We start from the raw sequence: 26,355 nt of genomic DNA, 5'->3' as shown, positions 1-26,355 counted from the left end.
GATTAGGGCATGTTGAACATTCGACCATGGCACTGATAATTAACCAGTGGGATGCCTACCCGCATCGATGGTTTTTTGCCGAGCACGCTTGCCTTGACCAAATGCTTGGGTGATACGGTCAATGATAATGGCAACGATGACAATCGCCGTGCCTGCTTGTAAGCCTTGACCGATATTAAGCGTTTGAATCGATTGCAACACATCTTCGCCAAGACCCGGTGCGCCAATCATAGAAGCGAGCACCACCATAGAGAGCGACATCATCACTGCTTGATTCACGCCCGCCATGATACTGGGTAATGCTTGCGGCAATTTAATCCAAATGAGCAGCTGCAAGTGTGTGCTACCGAACGAGCGCCCTGCTTCGACCATCTCGTGATTGACTTGGGTAATCCCCAATGTCGTCAGCCGAATCAGTGGCGGCAAGGCATAAATAATAGTGGCAAATAGCGCAGGCACTTTGCCAATCCCAAATAGCATCAATACGGGTATCAAATAGACAAAACTTGGCATGGTCTGCATCACATCCAGTATCGGCGTCACAACCTTGCGAAGAATTTTACTGCCCGACATAGCAATGCCAATAGGAATACCAATCACAATGGTCACCAACACTGATACGATGAGCAGTGCCAAGGTATCAATTAATGCGCCCCATAATCCAAATGCGCCAATGAGAAACAGTCCGGCGGCGCATGCCAGTGCAAACCAGATTTTACGGACGCCAAACCATGCCAATACGCTCACAAGCGCAATGATGAGCCAAGGCGGCATAGTGGTTAATAGACGCTCAATCGGCAGCAATAGATAGGTTAACGCCATGGTACTGACGGTACGAAACACATCGCCATAATTTTGGACAACGCTTGCCAATGTATTATTAAGCGGGTTTTCAAGTGACCAAGCAGGAAAGCTCGATAATGAGGTCGATCGATTAGTGCTAGAGGCGGTTGCATCCGCAGTAATAGCCTCGCCCGTTAAGCTGATGCCTAGCTTAGCCGCAAGGTTACTGGCTGCTTCATCAGACAACCATGCTTGCCAGACGCTCGGATATTTACGCAAAAATGCTAGTGCTTGCTCATCGCCACTACGTTTATTTTCACTCATCTCCAAGATAGCGCCATTGAGCTCATCGGAGCTAAACTGAACTTTTTTAAAGACATCAGCAAGCTCTGGATTGGATTTAATAAAGGGGGTAGATACTGCGATACCTAAAGGTGAGACAGGGAAACCAGACACACAATCGGCGGTGCCATCCGCTCGTAATAAGTCTTGCCAACAGGCATCTTTATGAGCAGGGAACTCTAATGGCGCAAAGTCATATTTTGCTATCAAGCCCGTAGGCTGCCAGTAATAAAATAGTAGTGGTTTATGTTGCTCAAAAGCAGAAGCAATCTCAGCGTCGAGCGCCGCCCCAGTACCGGGATGGGCATTGTTAAATATACTATCTAAACCAGTATTTTTCAGCAAGCGAGTATTGAAAATCTCACACGTCCAACCAGACGGACAATTCATAAAGCGTGATTTGCTAGGGTCTTCAGGATCTTTAAACAGCTCAGCATATTTAGGCAAATCTTGATAGCGGCGTAGACCTGGGTTTTCTTCTAATACATATTTGGGTACATACCAACCTTGAGTTGCACCGCCTTTGAGCGTATCACCGATGACTGCTACTTTATTCTGTTCGATGGCTTGTTCCATGATTGGCGAGCGTCCAACCCACTGCTCCCCAATCACTTGAATGTCGTTTTGTGACAATGCCGTTTCGAGTGCAGGACCAGCACCCGGCACTTCTTCAATTGTACAATCATAGCCATCTTCAGCGATGTACTTGAGCACCCCAGAGATAAACTGACCGCTCTCCCATGTCAGAGCGCCAAATTTGATTGGTGCATCACAAGCTGCTGATGCCGATACTGGCAGTAACAATACGCTCATGCATAGTAAACTTAACGCAATCCATTGGCGCATAAGATGTCCTATTTATAATTTTTATTATGGAAATTAACGCCCAAGTCAATAATATTATTGCTTTACGCCAAGCGTGTACTGCTTATGACTCATTCAGTCGCTGATGGCTCATTCAGTCGCTGATGGCTCATTCAGTCGCTGATGGCTCATTCAGTCGTTGAAGACTAGGCAACGTCTTCATCTAAAACTAATATTGCAATCGTTTAGACTCACTACAAAGTGTAGCGATTTATAGACAAGATGACAAATGCTCATTAATTTTTTATCGTTTACTTTTATACAAAAAAATAGCACCTATTGAGATAGATGCTATTTTTTGACGTTGCTTATATGATTGCTCACAATGATTAAGTATTTTTGTTTGCTTGAAAGAAAGCTATGTCAACTTTTCTCGCTTTAGCATTTGTTATTTTAAAAACATTGCCATGGCTTTTTTAAACAACCCGCCATAAGGTGGCAACAACAAATTCAACCCATTCAGCTTGGATTGTACAAATACTGGTTTCATATGGCTAAGACGCTCGAATCCCGCTTTACCATGGTAAGCCCCCGTTCCTGAATCGCCAACCCCGCCAAACGGTAAGTCATGCTGGGCAACATGTATCAGCACTTCATTAATACATAGGCCACCAGAGACCGTATTGTTACGTACTTTCTCTAAGGCGTTATAGTTATCACCAAAAACATATAGCGCCAGTGGGCGTGGTCGCTCGTTGACAAAATGAATGGCATCATCAAGCGTATCGTAATGCATCAATGGCAAAATCGGCGCAAAAATCTCGTCCTGCATCACATCACTATCAGGGGCAGGCTCACTCACGATGACAGGCGGCATTAGACGCGTTTCGATATTAGACTCAGCATCAGTAAGCTTATGAATCCCATCGCTCGATAATGCATCTAGATAGCCTTTGACACGCTTAAATTGCTCGCCATTGATAATACGTGAGTAATCTGGATTGCTCTCAATATTTGGATAGTGCTTTTCCATCCACTCTTTTGCTAAACGAATAAACTCTTCATGATATTGGCGCTGAATCAGTACATAATCAGGGGCAATACAAGTCTGACCCGCATTTAGTGTTTTGCCCATCATCACACGATTGACGGCGTTTTCTAAGTTTGCGCCCTCTAACACGACGACCGGTGATTTACCGCCCAGCTCGAGCGTGACGGGTGTTAAGTTAGGAGCCGCCGCCGCCATGACTTTTTTGCCCACAGCCGTAGAGCCCGTATAAAGCAGATGATCAAAAGGCAGCTCACTAAAAGCAACTGCAATGTCTACCTCACCCAGTACGACACAAATCATGTCTGGTGAAAAATAACGAGCAATCGCACTGGCAAATGCTTGGGCGAACTGCGGTGCCGCTTCACTCATCTTGATCATAACTCTGTTGCCAGCAGTGAGTGCATCAATCATCGGTCCTACTGCTAAAAATAGCGGATAGTTCCAAGGCACCATGATACCAACCACGCCCAATGGCTGAGGCTGGATTTCATTATGAGCTGGCATATACAGCGCTGAAATAGAAGCCCGCTGAACTTTCATCCATTTTTTACCGTGCTTTTTGGCATGACTGATACCAGTAAAGCTAGGAAACAACTCGGCAAACTGGGTCTCTGATTCGCTACGATAACCAAAGTCGGCACTGATCGCTTTGGCGAAACTGGCTTGGTTATCGCTAAGCATAACCTCTAGACTGTCTAGTTGGGTTTCACGAGTGGCCCAGTCATTGATTGGCTGCGTGCGACTGAGTGTTTGTAAGCGTAAAAATTGCGCTCGCATCTCATCAACCGTATGAGCAATACTAGGCGATTTTGGCACTGGTTGCTGCAACATATCCGTGTCGATTGAGGTCTGCTCATTCATGTTTTGATTATTATCTGTCATTTATCTTCCTTGTCATCTGCGTTGGAGTCAATATACTATATTGGGTTAGAGACTCTGTATTTCTAGGGCTTGTCCTCATTTTAAAGATGGTGATAAACATGAGATAAATTGCCGTCAAACAAGGAAAGTAGCGCAAATAATATCGAGATATTAAGAAGCTATTTGACGATGTTTGGCAAAATTTAGCCATTTTTAGCCCATTTAGAGGATAATCGATTGAATTGAGGACACGCCCTAGTCAGCGGGTTACATTGATGGCAACCCCTGAACATAAGTAATGCGATTCCATTCATTGCACTTTAATGTAGCGCATCAACGAATCAATGAACAGCACATTAAGTTGACTCCTGCGTCTGTATGAAATAACTGTCTATAAACACGCATCACAATGCTAGAAATTTCATATTAAGCACTGAGAAATTTTGCTTATTATGGCTACTCCGTTAGGGCATTTATCAGTGTTTTGATTGTTGAGTTTTACAGCGTGACCAGAGATAATCTTGGGTACCAATCGCAAAAACTGCTACACTCACTATCGATATCACGACTGAATATCAGTGATACACCTCTTCGAACCAGACCACAATAAGACTGCGACTCTCATGCAAAACACCACGCAACAGCTTAATGACACACTGATCAGCAAATCTCTAACAACAGCCGATTACGTTCCCACTCTCGATGCGATGCTAGCACGTACACTTGCGCGTATTGACTTAAAAAAACAGCAAGGACTGCGCACACCTGACGAATTATGGATTGTCGATCACAATGATGTCTATACTTTAGGGCAAGCAGGTAAAGAAGAGCATATCTTGCAACGTACCAATACGCCTATTATAAAAACGGATCGCGGCGGTCAAGTGACATGGCATGGTCACGGCCAGCTGGTTATTTATTGGTTGTTCGATTTGAATAGCTTGGGCTGGAGTGTGCGCAACTTGGTCTCGCATGCCGAGCAAGCAATCGAAGATGTCATTAATGACTGTTTGCAAAATCCTGCTTCATCAGACACAACAGCCATCAGCGCCCATGCGCGCCGTGACGCACCCGGTGTTTATCTATATGCTGATACATCTGTAGCGGATGACAATACCGATACCGATGCACCAGCCAACAGTACCTCCGTCGATGATAAAATTATGCTTGGAAAAATGGCATCGTTAGGCTTCAAAATTAAACATGGATTTAGCTATCACGGTATTGCGCTTAATTTAAATTGTGACTTGTCCGCATTTAATGCGATTAATCCGTGCGGCTATGCGGGGATGCAAATGTTACGGTTATCCGACTTTGTGGCTATGCAAAAAGAGTCAGATGAACAAACTGGTGAAGCCTTAAGCTATGAGCAAGTGACCCAAAAACTTATTGATAACATTGCTAAGCGTCATGCCGGACTCATTGAGCTACGTGCACTCGTACCCAAGTGGGTTCTTTGAGTCCATTTTTGCATAATCTTTTTTTGCATAATATCGTGCACGCTTAGACTTAAGCATTGTGAGAAAATTTGAGTCAAACTTGTTATAATCGCAGGCGGCACATATTGGGCACAGTGATAATATCGCAGTGCCGCGACGTTATTCTTTTATCATCACTTATTATTCAAGCACTTAAAACAAAAGCAAATTGGAGTACTTTATGGCAGATTTTAACAAAATTTTGGACGCAGGCGATGTAGACGGCGGCATTATCAACGTAGTAGTAGAAATCCCAGCTGGTAGCAGCCATAAAATTGAGTGGAATCGTGAACTGGCGGTATTTGAGCTTGATCGTATTGATCCACAGATTTTTGCCAAGCCTTGTAACTATGGTTTTATCCCGCAAACGCTTGACGAAGATGGTGATGAGCTTGATGTGTTATTACTGACTGAGCAGCCGCTACCAACTGGTATTTTCTTAAAAGCCAAAGTCATTGGTGTGATGAAGTTCGTTGATGATGGCGAAGTCGATGACAAGATCGTCGTCGTACCTGCTGACGACCGTGATACAGGCAATGCTTATAACAGCCTAGCGGATCTACCAAAGCAGCTAATCAACCAGTTAGAGTTCCATTTCAGCCACTATAAAGATCTGAAAAAACCAGGCACTACGGTCGTTGAATCTTGGGGCGATGTTGCAGAAGCAAAAGAAGTCATCAAAGAGTCTATCCAACGCTGGAAAGACCTATAGGCTATCAAAAATTGGCAGAAATACTAATAAAGGATAGCTATCAAAATACCGCAGTCATTATCGTGATTGCGGTATTTTTTTGATTGAATATTACTGCTGTAAAATGGTTATAATAATCAACACTATCGATACCTATTTTTCATATCGCCATAAGGACAGTCATGTTTAACCCCGACCCTAGCTCAAAACCAGTCAACCCAAAGCTGCCAAGAGACGTCATCATGATGATCGAAAAAAACAATTTAGTGATGGCGATCAAGGCTTTGGCGGCAGATGAAGGCATTAGTATGGATGACGCCAAGAATAGGATTGATGCCTATGAGACACAATTAAAGGTAAAGCAGCAGCAAAAACTCAACACTATCGCCAGCAAGCAAGGCATTCCTAACCATGCTATTAGCTTTGATAGAGAGCAAGGTGCTGAGGATGAAACTGGACAGCTGATCAAAAATCGCGTCAAAACGACTAAGCAAAGTCGAGGATTCAAGAGCCTGCAAAATGGTGTGGACAGCCAGCTTAATGATTTAGGCTATAAAAAACCGCTGATGCCCTATTGGCTGAAACGGCTATTGGTTATTGCCATCATTATGGCTGGATTATTTTGGATATTATGGCGGGTATTTGGTTAAATAGGACAGGAGGTTGTCGTGTTAAATTTTTTATAGTCTGTTATAAGTGGTTCCATTATAGCAGTCTATTTTAAGTAGTCTACTAATACGCATGAGGGCTGAAATAGCTGGTTCCCTTGGGGTATGCCATTCTAAACTGTATTCTCTAATTTTATGTAATCCATATTACCAATAGCTTCTATAAATTTTTCGTCATGAGAAACTAAAATGAGCGCGCCTGTGTAATCATGTAATGCTTGCTGAAGCAAATTTTTTGATTCTATGTCCAAGTGATTGTCTGGCTCATCTAATAGTAATAATGCAGGCGCAGTAGCACCACAAAATAAGCACGCCAAAGCGACTTTGAGTTGCTCACCACCGCTTAGGGTATGAACTGGTTTTATTGCAGCGTCACCTTTGATTCTAAGCTGTGCTAATCGAGTCCGATATAAGTCTTCTGTCCAGCCAGGTGATTGCTGATGAAAATTATCTAGTGCTGATAACTCCTTATCAAGAAAAGAAAAATTCTGATCCATAAAACGATAGGACTCAGTCACTGCTACTTCACCTTGCTTTGCCTCAAGCTGACCTGATATTACTTTTAATAGTGTAGATTTTCCGCTGCCGTTTTTACCAGTGATAGCAATACGTTCACCTTTATTCATAATTAGGCTAATAGGCGCTGTCGCACCAAACGGTAGAACGATGTTAGATAAATGCAAAAGAGGATTGCTAGCAGCTTCAGGGGGTGCGGTGACAATTGCTAGCGGCTCTATGATCTCTAGCTGAGCCTTAGCACTGGCTGCTTGATCAGCTGCATTTTGTGTTCGATCATCATGAAGCTTAGCTTTGCGTGATTGTGTAGCTTCAGAACGTCCTAATTCACGGTCTAAAAAAATTTTACTTTGATTGCTATCTTTGCGCTGATTTTTACCGCGACTTTGACGCTGTTCAGTTTTCTCTTGAGCAATTTGCTGATCACGTTTGGCTTGTTGCAACTCTTTTTTTGTTTGAGCTGCCTCTCTTTGAGCGCCTAGAAGCAATTGCTCCTGACTTTGTAGCCAATCATGCCAACCACCATGACTAACAGATAGTCCTGTGGGAGTTAGCTCATAAACAATCTGTACATGCTCTAGCAAGATGGTATCGTGCGTTATTAATAAAACGCCACCGCTAAAATTTTTTAACCACTGCGCAAGCCACGTACGCCCATCACGATCTAAATGATTGCTTGGCTCATCAAGTATTAAAAAATCACAACCTTGTTTTTTAAGTGCCAATAGCTTTAGACGTGTTTGTTCGCCACCGCTTAGCGTCTTAAACGGACGATCAAGTATATCTAGTGTTAGCTCCCCTTCTGCTAAAAGCGCTTCTGTTTCAACCTCCCAATTCCATTTATCATCCATAAAGCTAAAGTCTTCTAGTGTGCCTTTACCATCTAGGACTCGGTTGCTGATTTGCTGTATCTGACTTGTACCTAAAATATCACCTGCTGTTCCTGTTAATACTGTCTCACCTTGAGCCACATAACCTATATTGCAAAAGCGATGTACGCTTCCTTCACTAGGTTTTAATTTATCCGCTAATATTGCTGCTAAATAGGATTTTCCTACTCCATTTCTGCCAATAAGTGCTTGTAATTCATCAGTCAAGAATAGATCAATTCCTGAAAACAATGGCAAAGGCGAATCAGGGAAGTTTAAGCTTAACTGTTTTGCTTCGATTAAATTTTGCATTTTTACTCTATTTTTTAGAATTATAAGGTTTGTGACTGATAATATACCTATTATAATCAACGCCTAACATGCTTTTTGATAATTAACTACTGTCCAATCGCACCACATTAGTGTTAAAGCCTAACAGCTGAGCGCAATAAGCTATTGATGGGATACAATGATCTGACAAGAAAATAAGCTTCGCTTAACAGACGTTATGATAAATTAAAAGTAACTTGAAATACCCTCGAAAATCCCAATGCATGTACACACCGAAGTACACTTTAATTATCTAAATATCTCAAACCATTGTCATCTTTAAACTACAGCCGAGTGTTCAAGTCCTCACTAGGGAACCATAGCCTTAATTTTTTCTGAAAGTATTCTTTTAGACACATGTTTTTTCAGACTGAGATATGCATAAAAAACAGGTAAGATTATATCTAATTTATTTTATTTACTCTTTTCAAGATCTTTTAATATGGCACAATCTGCGTTTGCATCACCTGAGCAATGATCAGCTGAAATCTGTAGTGAGCTCACCATATCTTGCAATTGAGCTATTTTTTGATTTAAGGTTTCTATGTGTTTCAGTGTCAATTGTTTAACATCAGCACTCTGCCGATCTGTATTTTTCCGCAAATCAAGCAACTCTTTCATCTGTTTGGACGAAAAACCTAAATCACGAGCCTGTCTCAAAAAGCATAAGTCTTTTATATCTTGTGTAGAATAGATTCGATACCCTGAATTTGAGCGTTTTGCGGCATCAAGCAACCCGATCTGTTCATAATAGCGGATCATTTTGGGAGAGATTCCCGATTGCTCTGACGCTTGACCGATATTCATAACTTTGCTCCTGATATAAAAAGGGTTAAAGCCAAACGGCTACTTTAACCCTATCTTAATATAATCTATGCTTTAATCGTTGGCACCTGAAAATACTTTAAGCGTAAGGCATTACCTAGCACAAAAACAGAGGATAGCGCCATTGCGCCTGCTGCAAAAATAGGTGACAACAAAATTCCAAATGCTGGATATAAAACCCCTGCGGCAACTGGAATTAAAGCAATGTTATAGAAAAATGCCCAAAATAGATTTTGTCGAATATTTTTGATGGTGGCCTTACTTAAAGCAATCGCATTAGGAACCCCTTGTAAACTACCTGACATTAACACTACATCTGCGGCTTCAATTGCCACATCCGTCCCTGTCCCAATCGCCAGACCGACATCAGCTTGAGCAAGAGCGGGCGCATCATTAATACCATCACCAACAAAAGCCACTCGTCCATATTGTTGTTGCAGTTGATGTATCGCATCTACTTTTCCATCAGGCAACACTTCTGCGATCACTTGATCAATATGTAATTTTGCTGCAATCGCTTGCGCAGTATGCCGATTGTCGCCTGTAATCATGGCTACTTTTAAGCCCAGTTGATGTAAACCTGCAATAGCGGCATAAGTGGTGTCTTTAATAGGATCTGCAACGGCAATAATGGCTGCTAGCTTCTGGTCAATCGCGACATATATGGGGGTTTTAGCTTCTTGTCCTAAGTGCGCGGCTTCGTCTTTAAAGGAAGTAACATCAAGTCCTAATTGCTGCATATAACGATCAGCACCAATATGAACGGCTTGACCTGCCACTTCTGCTTTGATTCCAAATCCCGTCACAGAGTCAAAAGTAGTAATTGGTAATAAGCTAATATTTTGTTGCTCTGCGGCCTGAACAATGGCTAGGGCAATGGGATGTTCAGATTTTGCTTCAACCGATGCCACAATACGCAAGACTTGCTCACGTTCGAACCCTGGTTGGACATAAAAATCTGTTAAGGTTGGTTTGCCTTCAGTCAATGTTCCAGTTTTATCGACCGCAATGACTTGAACGTCTTGTAAAGCTTGTAATGCTTCACCTTTGCGGAATAAGACGCCCATTTCTGCACCGCGACCTGTCCCCACCATAATCGAGGTAGGGGTTGCCAAGCCCATTGCACAGGGACAAGCAATGATTAGGACGGCAACGGCATTGACGAGAGCAAACGTCAAAGCAGGTTCAGGACCAAAAATAAACCAGACTATAAAAGTTAGCATTGCCAAGAGCATGACTATGGGGACAAACCACATAGTGACTTTATCAACCAATGCCTGAATCGGTAATTTAGACCCTTGAGCCTGTTCAACCATGCGAATGATTTGCGCCAATACCGACGATTCTCCAATGGCAGTTGCCCGAAAATTTAAGTTTCCATTCTGATTGACCGTGCCTCCTACCACTTGATCACCGACTTGTTTTTTGACAGGAACGGGTTCACCTGTAATCATGGATTCATCAATATAACTTTGACCTTCAACGACTTCACCATCGACTGGAACACGCTCACCGGGACGAATCTCAACAATCGTTTCTGTGGTCACCTCTGCAATCGGCACTTCAATCACTTGCCCATTGTGGTGAACACGTGCTGTTTTTGCTTGCATACCCACTAGGTGTTGAATGGCTTGAGAGGTACGCCCTTTGGCTTTTGCCTCAAAATAACGCCCTAATAAAATTAAGCTCACAATCACAGCCGCCGCTTCGTAATACACATTCACAGTGCCCTCAGGTAGAACTTGTGGAATAAATGTTGCGACTAGCGAAAAACTATAAGCTGCCAGTGTGCCAACCGCCACCAATGAATTCATATCTGGGGCCAAGCGCCATAATGCTGGAATACCTTTTTGATAAAAACGTCGCCCTGGAAAGATAAGTACCAGCGTGGTCAAAACAAATTGAATCAGCCAGCTTTGTTGCGTGCCGATATTGTCCATAACCCACATATGAAAAGCTGGAATCATATGTGACCCCATTTCTAGAATAAAAACAGGCACGGCTAGAATTAAAGAGATCGCTAAATCTCGTTTCAGCTGCTGCTGTTCCGTGGCTTTTTTATCCTGTTGAACACGCGCATTCTGCTCAATCTGCTTAGCCGTGTACCCCGCTTTTTTAACGGCTTGAATCAAATCACTGCTCTGTACTTGAGCGTTGCCTTGTACCCATGCGCGTTCAGTAGCAAGGTTGACGTTTGCTTGTTGTACGCCCTCGACTTTTTTTAAGGCTTTTTCTACCCGTCCAACACAGGAAGCACAAGTCATACCTTCTATCGACAACTCAATCGGCTGAGAGGCCAAGACCTTATAACCGGCTCGTTCTACGGCTTTGGTTACTGCAATTAGATCTAAAGGTTGAGACGAGGAAATCATGGCGTTTTCAGTCGCTAGATTCACCTCAGCATTTTCAACACCTTCAACTTTTTTTAATACTTTTTCCACTCGTCCCACACAGGAAGCACAGGTCATACCCTCAATTGGCAATGTTTCATTGTAAAGATAAGACTTACTATTTTCTGAGTTCATAACACCCTCTATCATGTTCAATCTGTTATCAACAGCATAGAGGTTGACATGATGGTAAGGTCAAGCCTGTTTTTTTAAAATGTGTTTGACCTTACCATCATGACAAGGCTTAAGCTTAGTGATGAAATAAAAACTTATTTGGAGAAAGGCTATGAAACTATGGATTGTAAATATGAAATGTGGCGGCTGTGCTCGTGGTGTGACAGCAACCATTCACGATATCGACTCAAACGCCAAGATTGACATTGATTTAGTAGCCAAAGTGGTCAGTATCGAAACCATCGCAAGTGTTGAGCAGATGACGGCTGCTTTAGCAAAGGCTGGCTTCCCTGCACAAGTGCAATGAGTCAGTCTGATAGACGCGCAGTCTATACGATTAACAGAAAGGATTATGGGCTGAATCATTTTGAATTTATTGACCACGCGCGTTTGGTGATAGGTCTACTTTTACGTATAAAAAGTGGATAATGTTACCAAAATGAATACTTTATTTATGACAGGAGTTATCGGCAAGCGCATGCAATATTCCGCAGGATTCAGCCAGCGCTTCACTTGCGCATTTTTGCCGCAACGCTAGTAGATGTTGCTTTAACTGAACCAATTCTTCCATACGTGTTTCTACCGCATCGATATGCTCATCCAATAGCACATTGACCTCACCGCAGTTTTCATCAGGTTTGTCTCTATATTGAAGCAGGGTTCGTACTTCATCCAAAGTCATATCGAGCGTACGGCAGTGCAGGATAAATTGTAGACGCTCAAAATGCACCTCATTGTACAAACGATAATTGCCTTGGCTACGCGCAGGCTCTGGTAATAACCTCTCTTTCTCATAATAGCGAATGGTTTCGACCGTCGCCCCTGTGCGCGTGGCAAGCTCACCAATTTTGATTAGCATGTGTATCTCCTTAAATAGTATTTTCTATTATCTAAAACAATAAAGTAACTATAAGGTTTGCTGATAAAAAATCAAACCCCTTTGTCGTTAAAAGCCTTGACCCTGAAGCTACTATAGGGTTCATAATGTCTTTAATAAGAGGATAAATAACTATGCAATATCATATTGAAGGTATGGACTGTGCCAGTTGTGTTGGCAAAATTGAGCGGGCACTAACACGTATGCCTGGTGTCTCTGAGGTTCAGCTAAATTTTGCGACTCAAAAGCTAGAGTTAACCCTAGAACCTGATACGAGTACTGACGTTAAAGATATCGAAAAGACTATTAAGCGCTTAGGGTTTGGTATATTGGCGTTAACGAGTCAACAAAATGAGATAGGAATTGATGGTGGACCAGAAACAGTAAACGATCAGCGCTGGTGGCAAACCATAAAAGGCAAACAGGTCGTTGGTATTGGACTTTTGATGAGTGCCGCATATATGTTGTCTTTAATTTTCCCTGAATATGGCGCATGGGCTTTTATTGCCGCTGTGGCTATCGGAGTCCTACCATTTGCCCGTAAAGCTTTTGCACTGGCGTTAGTAGGCTCACCTTTTTCAATTGAAATGCTCATGTCTGTTGCGGCTATCGGCGCCCTTATCATTGGAGAGGCAGAAGAAGCTGCTGCCGTGGTCTTTTTATTCTCAGTTGGTGAGCTATTAGAAAGCGTCGCAGCTGATCGTGCGCGCGCTGGCATCAGAGCGTTATCATCACTAGTGCCAAAGACGGCTATTTTATTGGACGCGCAAGGACAACAATGTCAGGTGGCAGCGACTGCATTACAGATTAACGATAAGGTGCTTGTGCGTCCCGGTGATAGAGTTTCTGCTGATGGGGTGATTATTCAAGGGATATCTAGCCTTGATGAGTCACCTGTGACAGGAGAATCTGTTCCTGTTGCCAAGACCATAGGCGATGAGGTCTTTGCTGGATCTATCAACGTTGATGGGGTACTACAAATACGCGTAGAAAAGACAGCGGCAGATAATACGATTGCGCGTATTATTGAACTTGTAGAGCAAGCGCAAGCGTCTAAAGCACCGACTGCACGATTTATTGAGACATTCAGCCGCTACTATACGCCTATCGTGATGGCGATTGCGGCTTTAGTGATTATTATCCCACCTCTACTGATGGGAGCAGAATGGGGAATATGGCTATATCGTGGTTTGGCGCTATTATTGATAGCTTGTCCTTGTGCCCTTGTGCTGTCAACACCTGCTGCTATTGCCTCAGGTTTGGCGGTCGGCACGCGCCATGGACTGCTTATCAAAGGCGGTAATGTCATGGAGTTGGTGGGTCAGGTCAGTACTGTCGCTTTTGATAAAACGGGTACTTTGACTGAAGGAAAACCACGCGTAACCGATGTTATTGGTTTTAAAACAGCGCATACCGCTGCTGAGGGTCACGATAAACTACTGTCACTATTTGCAAGCGTCGATGCTGCTTCTAGTCACCCACTTGCTATCGCTATTGTGGATCATGCCAAAGCCGCTAAGGTAGTAATACCTGATGCCTCTAATGCTTTTGCTACGGCAGGCAAAGCCGTTCATGCCACTGTCGCTGGACGCTCTTTGGCCATCGGCTCACCAGTCTACGTCGCTGAGAAATTGATGTTGCCAACTGAGCAGCAGATTCAAATTGAGATGCTACAAAATGATGGTAAAACTGTTTCTATCTTGTTTGATGAGCAAACGAGGGAGGCGCTCGGATTGGTCGCTCTACGTGATGAGTTACGAGAAGATGCACAGCAAGCCATTGCCCACCTCAATAAGATGAACGTGCGCTCTGTCATGCTCACAGGTGACAATAGCCGTACGGCAAAAGCGCTTTCTAGTCAGTTAGATATAAAGTGGAAAGCGGAGTTATTACCTGAAGATAAGCTACGTCTACTCAGTGAGATGCAAAGCAATAGTAAAATAGCGATGATTGGTGATGGTATCAATGATGCACCCGCTTTGGCAGCGGCAGATATTGGCATTGCGATGGGCAGTGGCACGGATGTGGCGATCGAAACGGCTGATATTGCCCTATTAAAAAGCCGCGTGATAGACGTTGCTAACCTTATTGCCTTATCCCGCGCTACCATGAGAAATATCCATCAAAATGTCATATTTGCACTTGGGTTAAAAGGCATATTTCTGATAACCACTGTGCTCGGCGTGACAGGACTTTGGATTGCTGTGCTAGCGGATACTGGTGCTACAGTACTGGTGACACTTAATGCATTGCGTTTACTGCGTTTTAAAGGAGTGTCTTCCCGTTAATGATAGTTAAAGAATAAAACGGTTATGGCTACATCAGTGGCCGTTTTATTACATCTAACTCTTACCTATAAGCAGTCAATGTGCCTACCTTTAAAAAATCATTACCTAAACCTATCACGCCTTATTCGTATTAAATCTGCGTCGATACTCACTTGGCGTCAAACCAACAATGCGCTTAAATATTTTACGAAATGCACTGGCATCACTATAACCCACCTTCCACGCTATTTGCTCAACAGGAGATGACGAGAACTGTAGAAAGTCTTTTGCTTCTCCGATGCGTAATCTCTGACCGTATTCTGTCGATGTCATACCCGTCGCCTTATGAAAACGACGCAGAAAAGTACGCTCCTCTAACTGCGCACAATTGGCTAGTGTGGACAAATCAATATCTTGCGCCTCTGTTTTTTGCAGCCAATGCTGTACTTTCAATATGGCTGCGTCACCATGGGTGAGTATTGGCGAAAACGCGCTGTAATAGCATTGTTCACGCCTTGAAGGGTCAATTAATAACATACGAGCGGTCTCATTCATCACCTGAGAACCAAGAAAGCGATCAATCATCCTAAGCCCCAAATCTGTCCAAGCCATCGCGCCACCAGCGGTCACAATATCACCGTCTTCGATAATAATACGATCCACATCAAGCTCCACATCAGGGAAACGCTGCTTAAAATCCTCTGCATAACCCCAATGCGTGGTTGCCTTTCGCTTGGAGAGTAGTCCTGTTTCGCCCAATAAAAAAGCACCGGCGCAGACGGACGACAGTATCATCCCTGTCGAATGCTGCTCTTTTAGCCATTCTAGCCAAGGTTCTGCCACTTGCTTTGCAATCGGTGCTTCTAACGTGGGTGGAATGATGACGGCTGTTAATTTTCCTACGCTATCAGGATTGCTCGAAAAAGTGCAAGTAGGCTGCTGCTCAGCACCCTTAATCTCCCAGTGACTCACTTGTAGAGGCAGATCTGTTATATCTTGACGTTTGACGGCGATTTTACCGGCAACTGTTAATAAATCAGTTAGTCCAAGGACAGCGGCCATTTGTGCTTTCTCATAGACGATCAAGCCAATTTCAATCGCATGTTTTTGATTCATATGTCGTTATTAACCTCTTATGTGTCGATGTAGCCACTCGTTAGTGTAGCATAGTACTTGTAAAATATACGCCTATACAGTCACTTCCATAAACAAAAAGGAATTATCATGAACACACAAGCACTGATCGTTGTCGACATTCAAAATGAGTACTTCCCACAAAGTAACTTATCACTCGTAGGTATTAACGAAGCCGCTGATAATGCCGCTTTGGTGATTGCGGCTGCGAGAGAAAAAGGTCATACCGTCATTCATATCCGTCATGAAATGCCTGCTGATGCCCCGATCTTCACGCCTGGTACTGATGGTGTAGAGATCAATGAAAAGGTAAAACCGATAGAGGGTGAGGCTGTCATTACTAAGCACTATCCCAATTCGTTCCGTGAGACCGATCTGAAAGAGCTATTGGATAAAAAAGGTATCAAAGAAGTGACTGTGATTGGCGCCATGAGCCACATGTGTGTCGATGCCACCGTTCGTGCGGCAGTAGACTTCGGTTATACCACGACTACCGTCCATGATGCCTGTGCCACGCTTGATCTTGAATTTAATGGCACGAAAGTACCTGCAGCGCAGGCTCATGCCACCATCATGGCAGCGATTGAGTTTCTATATGGCGAAGTGATTGATACCCAAACGTGGATTGCGCGTTAATCCAAAGTCTTCAGACAGATTTATTGATAAGGTAATCATTATGAATATCGCAAAATCGCTGACCGGCACCACACTATTAAGTGGCATGATATTGTTAACGGTATGTACCACCTTTGCCAGTCCAGCAGCACATTCTAACGCTGTAAAAAAGACAGCGACCAATACCGTTGAATTTCAGCAAATCCGTAATGCCACGATCAAGCTTGATTATGACGGGACCACATTTTTAGTGGATCCGATGCTAGCGGCTAAAAACGCTTATCCAGGGTTTGATGGCACAGTAAATAGCCAAATACGCTATCCAATGGTCGATCTGCCAATGTCTGTTGCCGAAGTGCTTAAGGCGGATGCCATTATCTTGACGCATCTTCATGCTGACCATTGGGATGATGCCGCACGCAACCTCGTGCCTCGTGACATGCCAATTTTCACCCAAGATGCAGCCGATGCGGCAATCGTACGTAAAGATGGTTTTACCGATGTTAGAGTATTAACCGAGCAAGGCGTTGTATTTAAAGGTACTAAAATAAATAAAACCATCGGGCAGCATGGCACTGATGAGATGTATAAAGTAGCGCCATTGGCTGAACTGCTGTGCAAAACGATGGGGATTGTGTTCCAGAAACCAAACTATAAGACCGTCTATGTAGTAGGGGATACCATTTGGAATAAAGACGTAGAGAATGCACTCACTCGCTATAATCCTGATGCCGTCATCCTGAATACAGGCTATGCGAAGCTAACTACCTTTGTGGATGACTCGATCATTATGGGTAAAGACGATGTATATCGTGCGTATAAATACTCTCCTAACGCGCAGATTGTTAGCGTGCACATGGATACGGTGAATCATGCCACCCTCACAAAAGCAGAGCTGCGCCGCTTTATCGAAGAAAAGCACTTAGACAAGCAGCGTGCGCTTGTTCCTAATGATGGTCAGATCTATAAATTCTAGTGCTTGATGGCTGAGTCTTTAAATCTTTCTTATATGGCAATACCCAAGAGGTGTTATACCTCATTAATACGCTATAACTGCGATCGTTTATGAATATTCCAAATAATTCTGGCACTGCCCCTTTTGTTCTTTCGGTGCTCGACAATGCCTCCACCAGCGTTGGTCACACGGTAGAGGACACCTTTCAAGAGATGATTGCTCTTGCAAAACTGGCAGATAGTAGAGGCTTTCAGCGGTATTGGATGTCTGAACATCACGCCATGCCTGGTGCTTCGGTGCCTTCGCCGCAGATGATGGTGACTCGGCTTACTGGGGAAACTGAGCGAATTAGACTTGGTGCAGGCGGCATCATGCTACCGAATCATGTGCCTTTGGTCATTGCTGAACAATTTGGTATGCTCGATGCGATGGCGCCAGGACGAATTGATCTTGGTTTGGGACGGGCACTGGGTACGGATGGTGCAACGGCTTCCGCTTTGCGTCGGCATAAGGCAGCAAACGATGAATTTCCTCAGCAAGTCGCAGAGTTGTTGGGCTTTTTAGAAAACAGTTTTCCAAAAGACCATCCTTATAATGCGGTTCATGCGGTGCCAGGCCCATGGCAAGCCGAGCAAAATAGAGTACCCCCATCAAAGACTGCTGCGGATGTCTGGATCTTGGGGTCCTCGACTTACTCGGCGCATTTGGCAGCACAGCTTGGCAGACTATATGCGTTCGCTCTACAGTTTGGCAATGCTGATGTCTTAAGTGCCATGCGCATTTACCGAGAGAATTTCCGTCCTTCAAAAATTCTAGCCAAGCCATACTGCTTAGTCAGCATTGGCGCGATTGCGGATGAAGATCCTGTAGAGGCACGTCGCCAGTCAACATCCTCTGCCATGGCAATGTTAAGAATGTTTCAGCGTAAGCCTTTTGCTTTACTGCCTCCTGATGAAGTGGCCGCTTTTCAAGGCAATATGCAAGAGCGCCAGATTATTGAGCAGTATACCGATCAAACCCTTCATGGTACTGCTGATGAGGTCGCAAAAGGTTTAGAGGATCTTCAGGAGCAGACAGGGGTGGATGAGATCATGATAGTTGTTCAGGGTTATTCGCGCCGCGCCCAATCGCGCACTGTTGAGCTAATCGCAGATCACTATGGTATGCCAAGTCACTAGATCCTGCTGAGACTAACGATATTAAAAAGTTAGCAAAGCGCTTAATGCCTAACCATTAGGCTTGATTGGGCTCATAAACTACCCAAATGCATTGCACCGATGTAATAACAGCAACATTCAAAAGACACCGATTCTCATCCAAATAGTAGCCCCTGTGTAGATAATGACTTTTGAAAAAGTAGCGCATACAAGTGAAGTTAGCAACCAAGATAAGCCGTGATATAATGCCCCGATAATCGATATTTTATGAAAGGTTTACATTATGGCTCGTACAGCTAGCGCATTACACATTTTAGTAAAACACAAAGAGCAGGCTGAAGATATTATTGCCAAGCTTCAAAAAGGCGCTAAGTTCGATGTGCTGGCGAAACGACATTCAACCTGCCCATCAGGTAAAAAAGGCGGCAGCTTAGGTGAGTTTCAACAAGGCGATATGGTACCAGCATTTGATAAAATCTGCTTTAGCGGCAAACTCTTCACCCCACATTTGGTAAAAACCAAATTTGGCTGGCATGTGGTTAAAGTACTTTACAGGACATAAGTGTTAGAGACGGAGCTTTAATGATAAGCCGACTGACATATGCCTTAAACATTATCCTGACTCGTACAGGATCTAACATCATGGCAATCACGATTTGAGCTGCCATGATTGACTCATTTATGACCCGAAACGACTTATGACTTAATGTGAGTGCTAAATCTAAATTTGAGTTGAATAAACTTTAGTTCTCATAAGAATGATTATGGTAGACAGTTATAAATAGATTTTGATCATAATAAAGCGTTAAGAACAAAAGGCTGCTACTGCCCTCTCTCCTATTTTGCATCAACAATAATAATTTTTAAGGCATTAAAAAAGAACACTGCAGCGTCCTTTTTTATTCTAAATTAAGGCTCATACACAGCCTATTCTAATGATGCTCACCAGGAAGTATTCTGGCAAAGGCACGCTGAGCAAGGTTTGGCTTCTTATCAGTAGTCAGTCCAGCGCGGGTGCTTGGAAAAATACGATAACCCATCGACTGAATACCAACGTTGATTGCTGGTGCCAGTGAATAAGTAGCTGACGCAAATTTACCCATGTTGCTGGCAATACTGTTTGGTTTATGGACAATCGCTTTGGCAACCATCATCGCGGCTTCATCAGGCATTAACGCAGGCATGTAGCGGTACAACTTAGTAGGCTCAATCATAGGCGTACGCACCAATGGCATAAAAATATTGGTGATCGTCACATTATCGCCTTTCACTTCAGCAGCTAAGCAGCGGCTAAAAGCATCCAATGCCGATTTTGAGGCAACATAAGCGGCAAAACGCGGACTGTTTGCCAATACGCCAATAGAGGAGATATTCACAATTTGACCAGTCTGACGTTCAATCATCGTCGGCAAAAACCCAAGAACTATTTTAACCGCGCCAAAGTAATTGATATCCATAGTACGCTCAAAATCATGGAAACGATCAATAGACTCGTGAACCGAACGCCGAATTGAACGACCAGCGTTATTGACCAAGACATCAACATGTCCGAAATCTGCCAAAATTTGCGTGCTAACTTTTTCGATATCATCCATATTGGTCAAATCACAAGGGTAATAACTGGCATTGCCACCAAGCTCCTCGATACTTTCTTTAACGGCTTTTAGTTTGTCTTCGGTACGTGCTAATAAGATAACATGCGCACCGCATTCACTAAGTAAATACGCGGTACGCTCACCAATACCGCTTGATGCCCCTGTGATAATGATATGCTTATCTTTGACCGCTTTGTTGATTGCTTTTTTTGAGGGATTGGCCATAAAAAATCCTTTTTGTTGTTTCTATGCCTATGAATGTTCGATTACAGCATAGCAAAAAATTATGGCTTAAAGTGAACAAAACCGCCGTCTCAGCCAGATAATTTGCCGATTATAAGGATCGATAAACGTATAATCGCAGTATTGCTCAGACTTACGCTTTTCACCGAGCATCGATAAGGAGTATCTATTTTGATTGCAACTCTAGCTCATTACATTGATTTAATTGCTAAGATAGTCGAAATCATAGGTGTGCTTATTATGTTTTTTGGACTGTTTTTTGCTTTTTATCGAGGGATTCGCCTAACCAGTGGTTTTAATCACGAGACCTATATCGAAATCAGACAAACCGTCGGTAAATCTATTTTGTTAGGATTAGAAGTCCTCATCGCCGCTGATATTATGGCGACTGTCGTCACAGAACCGACGTTACGCAGCGTCCTAGTACTAGGTTTTATCGTACTCATTCGGACTTTTTTGAGCTTGTCACTACAAGTAGAATTAGAAGGCAAATTTCCTTGGCAAAAAGAAAATACCACACTCAAAAAAGAACCTCATACCGCTAAAGTGGACGAGCTTTAAAGCTTTTTTATCATTTAACAGACGCTTAGCATGAGCCGTTTGCTCACTTACTATTCGTGCGCCTGCAAAAAATCTTCGACCACGCGAAACTGTCCAGCGGTACTTTCTTCGCCATACATTGCTTGGCGAAAAGCATTAGAATTAGGAATGCCTGTGGTATACCAAGCAATGTGCTTGCGAGCGATACGGCAGCCAGAGTACTCACCATAAAAGTCATATAGCTCTTGCAAATGCGCCAGTACGATCTCTTTTATCTCACTGACGCTCGGTGCATCAAGACTCTCACCAGTGCGTAAGAAGTGCTCGATATCACGGAATATCCACGGTTGTCCTTGGGCAGCACGCCCAATCATCACAGCATCACAACCTGTCAGCTCATAGACACGCTGGGCTTTTTGCGCGCTATCGATATCGCCATTGGCAATGACGGGAATATTGATGCTTTCTTTGACTTCGCGTATCAGCTCATAACGCGCCTCGCCAGTGTACATATCCTCGCGCGTGCGCCCATGAATGGCAATCGCCGCAATACCTGCTTGCTCAGCACGCTTCGCCACACGCAAGATATTCTCACGACCGTTTTCATAACCCAATCGCGTTTTTAAGGTCACGGGGGCATTTACGCTATTTACCGCCGCATCTAACAAGCGCGCAACCAAATCTTCGTCTTGCAACAGTGCCGAACCTGCCAGCCTACGGCAAACTTTTTTGGCAGGGCAGCCCATATTAATATCAATAATTTGCGCGCCATTATCAATCTGATAACGTGCCGCCTCTGCCAATTTATCAGGCTCAGCCCCTGCAATTTGCGCTGATATAGGCGCAATTTCATTGTCAAAATTGGCACGATACAAGGACTTTTTGCGCGCGTAAAGCGCCGTGTCAGCGATAATCATTTCACTCACCGCATGACCGGCACCAAAGGATTTACACAATCGCCGAAAAGGATTGTCCGTCACGCCCGCCATAGGAGCAACCATGAGGCGGTTTTCAATCGTCAAGCCACCAATGACCAATGGCTGCAATAAAGGATGATCAGATACTGGTAAAGACGACGGTAAATCAGGAGAATCAGTAGACATAAAAAGCGGCTTGCCATTAATTAAAATAAGATAATAAAAACAAGCCGTTATTCTAAGGAATCGCACACATATTGCAAGCTATTAACGTGAATAACTTGCATTAAGAAACACGACTTTTTCAACAGTACACCCTTACTTATCAAACACACTGCCCTGCTCTAGTGTGATGTCCTCATCATGCTCCTGCATACGCCACGGCAAACTATCTGGCGACACATTTAAAAAGTGTAGATATTTTTCGAACTGATCAATAATATCGTTAATCACCGACTCTGATTGATAGCCATATAAATCATAGGTTTGGCCGCCACGACGCAAATATACCTCAGCACGATGATGGTGCTCTTGTGGTAATTCATTGGCCATATCTTCGGTATAATAATCAGGAATTTCATGCTCTGACAAACGAACTTCATACCAGAACTCTACATTATCACCGCGTCTCAATTCCAATACAGCACGGTTATTGACCTCATCATAGTTTACATCAGGCAACCAGCCTGTTTCGGCAAACTTCTCTGCCACCTCATGCATCGATGATAAAACCGTACCTTTGATATAACCCAGCACTTTTTCGCGCGTTGGTTGATTGGTGATATAGTCAATACGATCACGCCATGCGTCAAGCTTAAGTAGATGTGGCGGCAGATGGTTGTCATTGGCTAGGCTTTGATTGCGATGTCCTTCAATACGTAGTGCACGCCACATACCAAATGTCGAAATTAATATAATGATTGCAAACGGTAAAGCACTAACGATAGCTGCTGTTTGTAGTGCACTCAGACCGCCTGCGATAAGTAGAACCGCCGCGACCGCCCCTTCGGTTACCACCCAAAACGAGCGCTGCCACCAAGGCGTATCACTACGTCCACCCGCAGCGAGCGAGTCAATCACTAATGACCCTGAATCCGATGACGTCACAAAAAAGGTAATAATTAACAGTACTGTCAATGATGAGACAATCTGCGTGAATGGTAAATTCTCTAGCAATTTAAATAACGCAATCGCTTGGTTGTTTTGCACTTCGCTAATCAGCGCGTCGTAACCATCAACCATAATCATATGCAGTGCCGTATCGCCAAACACCGAAAACCAAAAGAAGGTAAATAGCGTTGGCACTAACATGACGCCCAATACAAACTCACGAATGGTGCGACCGCGACTGATTTTGGCAATGAACAGACCCACAAAAGGCGCCCAAGCAATCGTCCATGCAAAAATAAATAGTGTCCAACTACCGATCCAATCACTCGATTGATACGCTTGCAAGCTAAAAGTACGCTCAACGATATTGCCCAGATAGCTGCCCGTATTTTCCATAAAAGCATTGAGAATAAAAATCGACGGACCAACGATAAAAACAAATAACATCAGTGCCGTTGCCAATACCATATTTAAGATAGACAAGCGCTTGACGCCTTTGTCCATACCTGCCAACACGGACACCAAGGCAGCTGCTGTTACTAAAGCAATGATAATAACCTGCACGGTCGTATTAACTGGCACCATCTCTGGTAGCAAATAATTTAGACCCGCGTTAATTTGCGCCACCGATAGACCCAAACTGGTGGCGATACCAAACATCGTGCCCACGATCGCAAACACATCAACCGTATGTCCGATAGGGCCATAGATTTTGTCACCGATTAATGGATATAGCGTTGAGCGTACCGACAATGGCAAGCCATGACGAAAAGAGAAATACGCCAGCGACAAACCTACTACGCCATAAATCGCCCAAATATGGAAACCCCAATGGAAATAGGCAATTTGCATGGCTTCTTTAGCAGCTTCAATCGTCTGCGGCGTGGAAAGTGGCGGACTGGCAAAATGTAATACCGGCTCTGCTACGCCATAAAACAATAGCGCGATACCGTAGCCTGCGGAAAAAAGCATGGCGAACCATTCCAGAAACTTATACTCAGCCTCCGCATGGTCAGGGCCCAATTTAATACTGCCATAAGGCGAAAATGCCAAGGCGATGATAAACATCAAAAATATGGCGACTGCCAACATATAAAACCAGCCGAAAGTGTCGGTGGTAAATGCCAGCACTTTGCTGAACAGCTCGCCAGCAGCGTCAGGGTTGATGGCTGTACCGATCACCAATAACAGCATAATCGCTGCTGCCGGTACAAAAACCGGCAACAAAATAGTGGAGCGAGGTAATTTACTCATAGAAAGTGATATCCCCAAAAAGTAGCAATAAAAAATAATCTTCGATATCAAGATTAATAATCAGAAGGAGCAGTGCCTTTTTTATAAAAAGTTACTTACAAAGGCGAAAATGCATCAGTTATTATTAAACAAATACAATTTTTATCACACTATGTTCAAAAACCCCAGACAAGCGCCCAACTTGTAACATGACTTTAACGATTGTTACATGACTATTACCAAGTAATAAAAAAGGCCGCTTGTTAGCGACCTTTTTATTTTATTCTGGAACAATTTATGTTTTGCTTGTTAATTCGACAAATATCTCGGTTTTTTATTATTAAACAGTAATGGCAGCAGCAAGTTGCTTAGCCGTTTCAGCCAGTTCTGTGTGATCAGCTTGGGTCACTGCATGTCGACCGAGCTCATGAATACTCGATGGAATGAGATGCACGTGATAATGAAAAACGGTTTGACCCGCCTCGCTACCATTTAATTGCATCTGAATAATGCCTTCACGCGCAAACACTTGACGCTGTGCTTGCATGACTTTTTTAGCGGTCATTAACACCGCGGCAGCATACTCTGGTTCAAGATCCGCCAAATCAACGGCTTTTTGCTTAGGAATCACCAGCACATGCCCCTCTGCTTGTGGCATGATATCCATAAAGGCAAGGGTTTTATCATCTTCATAAACTTTGTGATAGGGAATGTCACCGTTTAGCATTTTGGCAAAGATATTGTTATCGTCATACGCGGCTTGCTCATTGGCTTGGGTCATTATTTTTTCCTTTACTTGTTTGATTATTGGTTGCTCAACAGCTTTTAGAAGGGATGAAATAGCCTGTAATATAGTGGACGAAATGTCGTTTAAGCACAAGTTGCGATAGCACTCGTTATTAAGAATTAGCAATACGTAAGCTAATCGCGGTAGCTCACTAATTTGGTTGGCGAGTCAGGCGCTTTAAATGTTATATTAACCCTCTACTTTAACAACACTACGTTTATGGATTCGTCTACTTTGCCAACTCAATCAAATATGAGTAACATTTATACAGAACCTGCTCAAGCAGCGCAAACGTCTGTCACAGCTGGCTCTGTATTCAATAATGAAAAACAACCAAGCAACACTGAGACTGAAAATGAGACTCAAGCCCCTACTCAAAGCATTGAACCTAACGCGCTCATTCTGGCCGAAGCACTGAGCGACAAGACGATTGGTTGGAAAATACACAATTGCAAAATCACTAAAAAGACGGTCACACAGGATTTACCATTACCGTTTTTATATCATTACGACAGTTTAAATGATGCTATTAAGCAAGCGAATCCGCTCACACCTGCCCTCCTGTCACAGTTCAATACGCCCATGAGCGCTCATGAAGCAGCCAAGCTGATTGGTATTAACGAAGCACTAATCATCAGCCCTTGGCATGTCAAAATCATCGGGTCATTGGTGGTTTTTAGCGAAGCGTTGCAGTTAGCCGTACGCTTGCATTGGACCAATACGGGCAAAGACACCCAACAACTTTATACTCAGAATGAAGCAGATGCTATTACAGCCGCTTTTAAAGATTGGCAGTTTTTTGGTCGTATCGATGTACTCTACAAAAATAATAAGCAAACCTTAATCAGTATAGATGAACAAGCTGAAGGCAATGAGCAACTACTTCGTATTGAAGCAAATGCTGATTATCAATGCTTGCCAGCGACTCATGCGTTAGTGGTTATCGCTAAATTGGAAGCGGACAAAACAGAGCTACCTTGGTTTGAGGCGGCGATAGTAGAGCGCGTCGAATAACACCTTATCTTCCAATTATTTACGATGTTATGACTACTATTGACTTGGCATTATCAATGAGTAGTTTTCAGTGACTCATATCTAATGGTATGGTAACGACCTAGTATTATTCACTAGTCCTCGCATTTT

The 26,355-nt window shown here is 43.5% G+C and carries 22 protein-coding genes; 11 read left to right on the top strand and 11 right to left on the bottom strand.

Features of this window, described 5'->3' with window-relative positions; genetic code table 11:
• Positions 1 to 39 precede the first annotated feature (39 nt).
• Together Q6344_05625 and Q6344_05620 are read right to left on the bottom strand one after the other, a co-directional pair.
• On the bottom strand, positions 40 to 1,971 hold the full coding sequence (locus Q6344_05625; GenBank protein WLG14815.1) for a glycine betaine ABC transporter substrate-binding protein: 1,932 nt from the start codon (positions 1,969 to 1,971) through the stop codon (positions 40 to 42).
• 406 nt (positions 1,972 to 2,377) lie between these two features.
• The gene (locus tag Q6344_05620) at positions 2,378 to 3,811 is read right to left on the bottom strand and encodes a coniferyl aldehyde dehydrogenase (GenBank protein WLG15151.1); all 1,434 of its coding nucleotides are present in this window, start codon (positions 3,809 to 3,811) and stop codon (positions 2,378 to 2,380) included.
• Positions 3,812 to 4,464: 653 nt separating this feature from the next.
• Between Q6344_05620 and lipB the strand changes: the two genes are divergently transcribed.
• From lipB to Q6344_05605, 3 genes are all read left to right on the top strand, one after another.
• On the top strand, positions 4,465 to 5,301 hold the full coding sequence (gene lipB, locus Q6344_05615; protein ID WLG14814.1) for a lipoyl(octanoyl) transferase LipB: 837 nt from the start codon (positions 4,465 to 4,467) through the stop codon (positions 5,299 to 5,301).
• Positions 5,302 to 5,500: 199 nt separating this feature from the next.
• Entirely contained in the window at positions 5,501 to 6,031 is a 531-nt protein-coding gene (locus Q6344_05610; GenBank protein WLG14813.1) for an inorganic diphosphatase, read from the top strand.
• Positions 6,032 to 6,192: 161 nt separating this feature from the next.
• Positions 6,193 to 6,660 carry a hypothetical protein gene (locus Q6344_05605; GenBank protein WLG14812.1) on the top strand — a complete coding sequence of 156 codons (468 nt, stop codon included), beginning with the start codon at positions 6,193 to 6,195 and terminating at the stop codon, positions 6,658 to 6,660.
• Between the two features lie 131 nt (positions 6,661 to 6,791).
• Here Q6344_05605 and Q6344_05600 read toward each other — a convergent pair whose 3' ends face one another.
• From Q6344_05600 to Q6344_05590, 3 genes are all read right to left on the bottom strand, one after another.
• Positions 6,792 to 8,375, bottom strand: coding sequence for an ABC-F family ATP-binding cassette domain-containing protein (locus Q6344_05600; GenBank protein WLG14811.1), 1,584 nt, complete (start codon positions 8,373 to 8,375; stop codon positions 6,792 to 6,794).
• Between the two features lie 432 nt (positions 8,376 to 8,807).
• Positions 8,808 to 9,200: a Cu(I)-responsive transcriptional regulator gene (cueR, locus tag Q6344_05595; GenBank protein ID WLG14810.1), complete on the bottom strand. Its 393-nt coding sequence runs from the start codon at positions 9,198 to 9,200 to the stop codon at positions 8,808 to 8,810.
• A 65-nt stretch (positions 9,201 to 9,265) separates the two neighbouring features.
• Positions 9,266 to 11,743, bottom strand: a complete 2,478-nt coding sequence (locus tag Q6344_05590; protein ID WLG14809.1) for a heavy metal translocating P-type ATPase — start codon at positions 11,741 to 11,743, stop codon at positions 9,266 to 9,268.
• A 151-nt stretch (positions 11,744 to 11,894) separates the two neighbouring features.
• Here Q6344_05590 and Q6344_05585 point away from each other — a divergent pair, with 151 nt between their 5' ends.
• Positions 11,895 to 12,089 (top strand): cation transporter, encoded by a 195-nt coding sequence (locus Q6344_05585; GenBank protein WLG14808.1) that lies wholly within the window; start codon positions 11,895 to 11,897, stop codon positions 12,087 to 12,089.
• 141 nt (positions 12,090 to 12,230) lie between these two features.
• Here the strand turns inward: Q6344_05585 and cadR are convergent, their stop codons facing one another.
• Positions 12,231 to 12,635, bottom strand: a complete 405-nt coding sequence (gene cadR, locus Q6344_05580) for a Cd(II)/Pb(II)-responsive transcriptional regulator (GenBank protein WLG15150.1) — start codon at positions 12,633 to 12,635, stop codon at positions 12,231 to 12,233.
• Between the two features lie 158 nt (positions 12,636 to 12,793).
• Here cadR and Q6344_05575 point away from each other — a divergent pair, with 158 nt between their 5' ends.
• Positions 12,794 to 14,947: a heavy metal translocating P-type ATPase gene (locus tag Q6344_05575; protein WLG14807.1), complete on the top strand. Its 2,154-nt coding sequence runs from the start codon at positions 12,794 to 12,796 to the stop codon at positions 14,945 to 14,947.
• A 114-nt stretch (positions 14,948 to 15,061) separates the two neighbouring features.
• Here Q6344_05575 and Q6344_05570 read toward each other — a convergent pair whose 3' ends face one another.
• Positions 15,062 to 16,042 (bottom strand): GlxA family transcriptional regulator, encoded by a 981-nt coding sequence (locus Q6344_05570; GenBank protein WLG14806.1) that lies wholly within the window; start codon positions 16,040 to 16,042, stop codon positions 15,062 to 15,064.
• A gap of 108 nt (positions 16,043 to 16,150) precedes the next feature.
• On the opposite strand from Q6344_05570, the gene Q6344_05565 reads away from it, so the two are divergent.
• The 4 genes from Q6344_05565 to Q6344_05550 all read left to right on the top strand — a co-directional run bounded on the left by Q6344_05565 (position 16,151) and on the right by Q6344_05550 (position 19,349).
• Positions 16,151 to 16,696, top strand: a complete 546-nt coding sequence (locus Q6344_05565; GenBank protein WLG14805.1) for a cysteine hydrolase family protein — start codon at positions 16,151 to 16,153, stop codon at positions 16,694 to 16,696.
• Positions 16,697 to 16,736: 40 nt separating this feature from the next.
• Positions 16,737 to 17,651 carry an MBL fold metallo-hydrolase gene (locus Q6344_05560; protein ID WLG14804.1) on the top strand — a complete coding sequence of 305 codons (915 nt, stop codon included), beginning with the start codon at positions 16,737 to 16,739 and terminating at the stop codon, positions 17,649 to 17,651.
• Between the two features lie 89 nt (positions 17,652 to 17,740).
• Positions 17,741 to 18,808, top strand: a complete 1,068-nt coding sequence (locus Q6344_05555; protein WLG14803.1) for an LLM class flavin-dependent oxidoreductase — start codon at positions 17,741 to 17,743, stop codon at positions 18,806 to 18,808.
• Between the two features lie 262 nt (positions 18,809 to 19,070).
• The gene (locus tag Q6344_05550; protein WLG14802.1) at positions 19,071 to 19,349 is read left to right on the top strand and encodes a peptidylprolyl isomerase; all 279 of its coding nucleotides are present in this window, start codon (positions 19,071 to 19,073) and stop codon (positions 19,347 to 19,349) included.
• A gap of 370 nt (positions 19,350 to 19,719) precedes the next feature.
• On the opposite strand, the gene Q6344_05545 is transcribed toward Q6344_05550, so the two are convergent.
• On the bottom strand, positions 19,720 to 20,607 hold the full coding sequence (locus tag Q6344_05545) for an SDR family NAD(P)-dependent oxidoreductase (GenBank protein WLG14801.1): 888 nt from the start codon (positions 20,605 to 20,607) through the stop codon (positions 19,720 to 19,722).
• Between the two features lie 189 nt (positions 20,608 to 20,796).
• Between Q6344_05545 and Q6344_05540 the strand changes: the two genes are divergently transcribed.
• Positions 20,797 to 21,186, top strand: coding sequence for a DUF1622 domain-containing protein (locus Q6344_05540; protein WLG14800.1), 390 nt, complete (start codon positions 20,797 to 20,799; stop codon positions 21,184 to 21,186).
• A gap of 50 nt (positions 21,187 to 21,236) precedes the next feature.
• Here the strand turns inward: Q6344_05540 and dusB are convergent, their stop codons facing one another.
• From dusB to Q6344_05525, 3 genes are all read right to left on the bottom strand, one after another.
• Entirely contained in the window at positions 21,237 to 22,268 is a 1,032-nt protein-coding gene (dusB, locus tag Q6344_05535) for a tRNA dihydrouridine synthase DusB (GenBank protein WLG14799.1), read from the bottom strand.
• 132 nt (positions 22,269 to 22,400) lie between these two features.
• Positions 22,401 to 24,446: a BCCT family transporter gene (locus Q6344_05530; GenBank protein WLG14798.1), complete on the bottom strand. Its 2,046-nt coding sequence runs from the start codon at positions 24,444 to 24,446 to the stop codon at positions 22,401 to 22,403.
• 319 nt (positions 24,447 to 24,765) lie between these two features.
• The gene (locus Q6344_05525) at positions 24,766 to 25,206 is read right to left on the bottom strand and encodes an HIT family protein (protein ID WLG14797.1); all 441 of its coding nucleotides are present in this window, start codon (positions 25,204 to 25,206) and stop codon (positions 24,766 to 24,768) included.
• 258 nt (positions 25,207 to 25,464) lie between these two features.
• On the opposite strand from Q6344_05525, the gene Q6344_05520 reads away from it, so the two are divergent.
• Positions 25,465 to 26,226: a hypothetical protein gene (locus tag Q6344_05520; GenBank protein ID WLG14796.1), complete on the top strand. Its 762-nt coding sequence runs from the start codon at positions 25,465 to 25,467 to the stop codon at positions 26,224 to 26,226.
• Positions 26,227 to 26,355: the final 129 nt, after the last annotated feature.

It is taken from the genome of Psychrobacter cibarius (assembly GCA_030686115.1).
Lineage (GTDB): Bacteria > Pseudomonadota > Gammaproteobacteria > Pseudomonadales > Moraxellaceae > Psychrobacter > Psychrobacter cibarius_C.
Note: the sequence above shows the minus strand (reverse complement) of the source record. Positions and strands in the feature narration are given on the sequence as shown.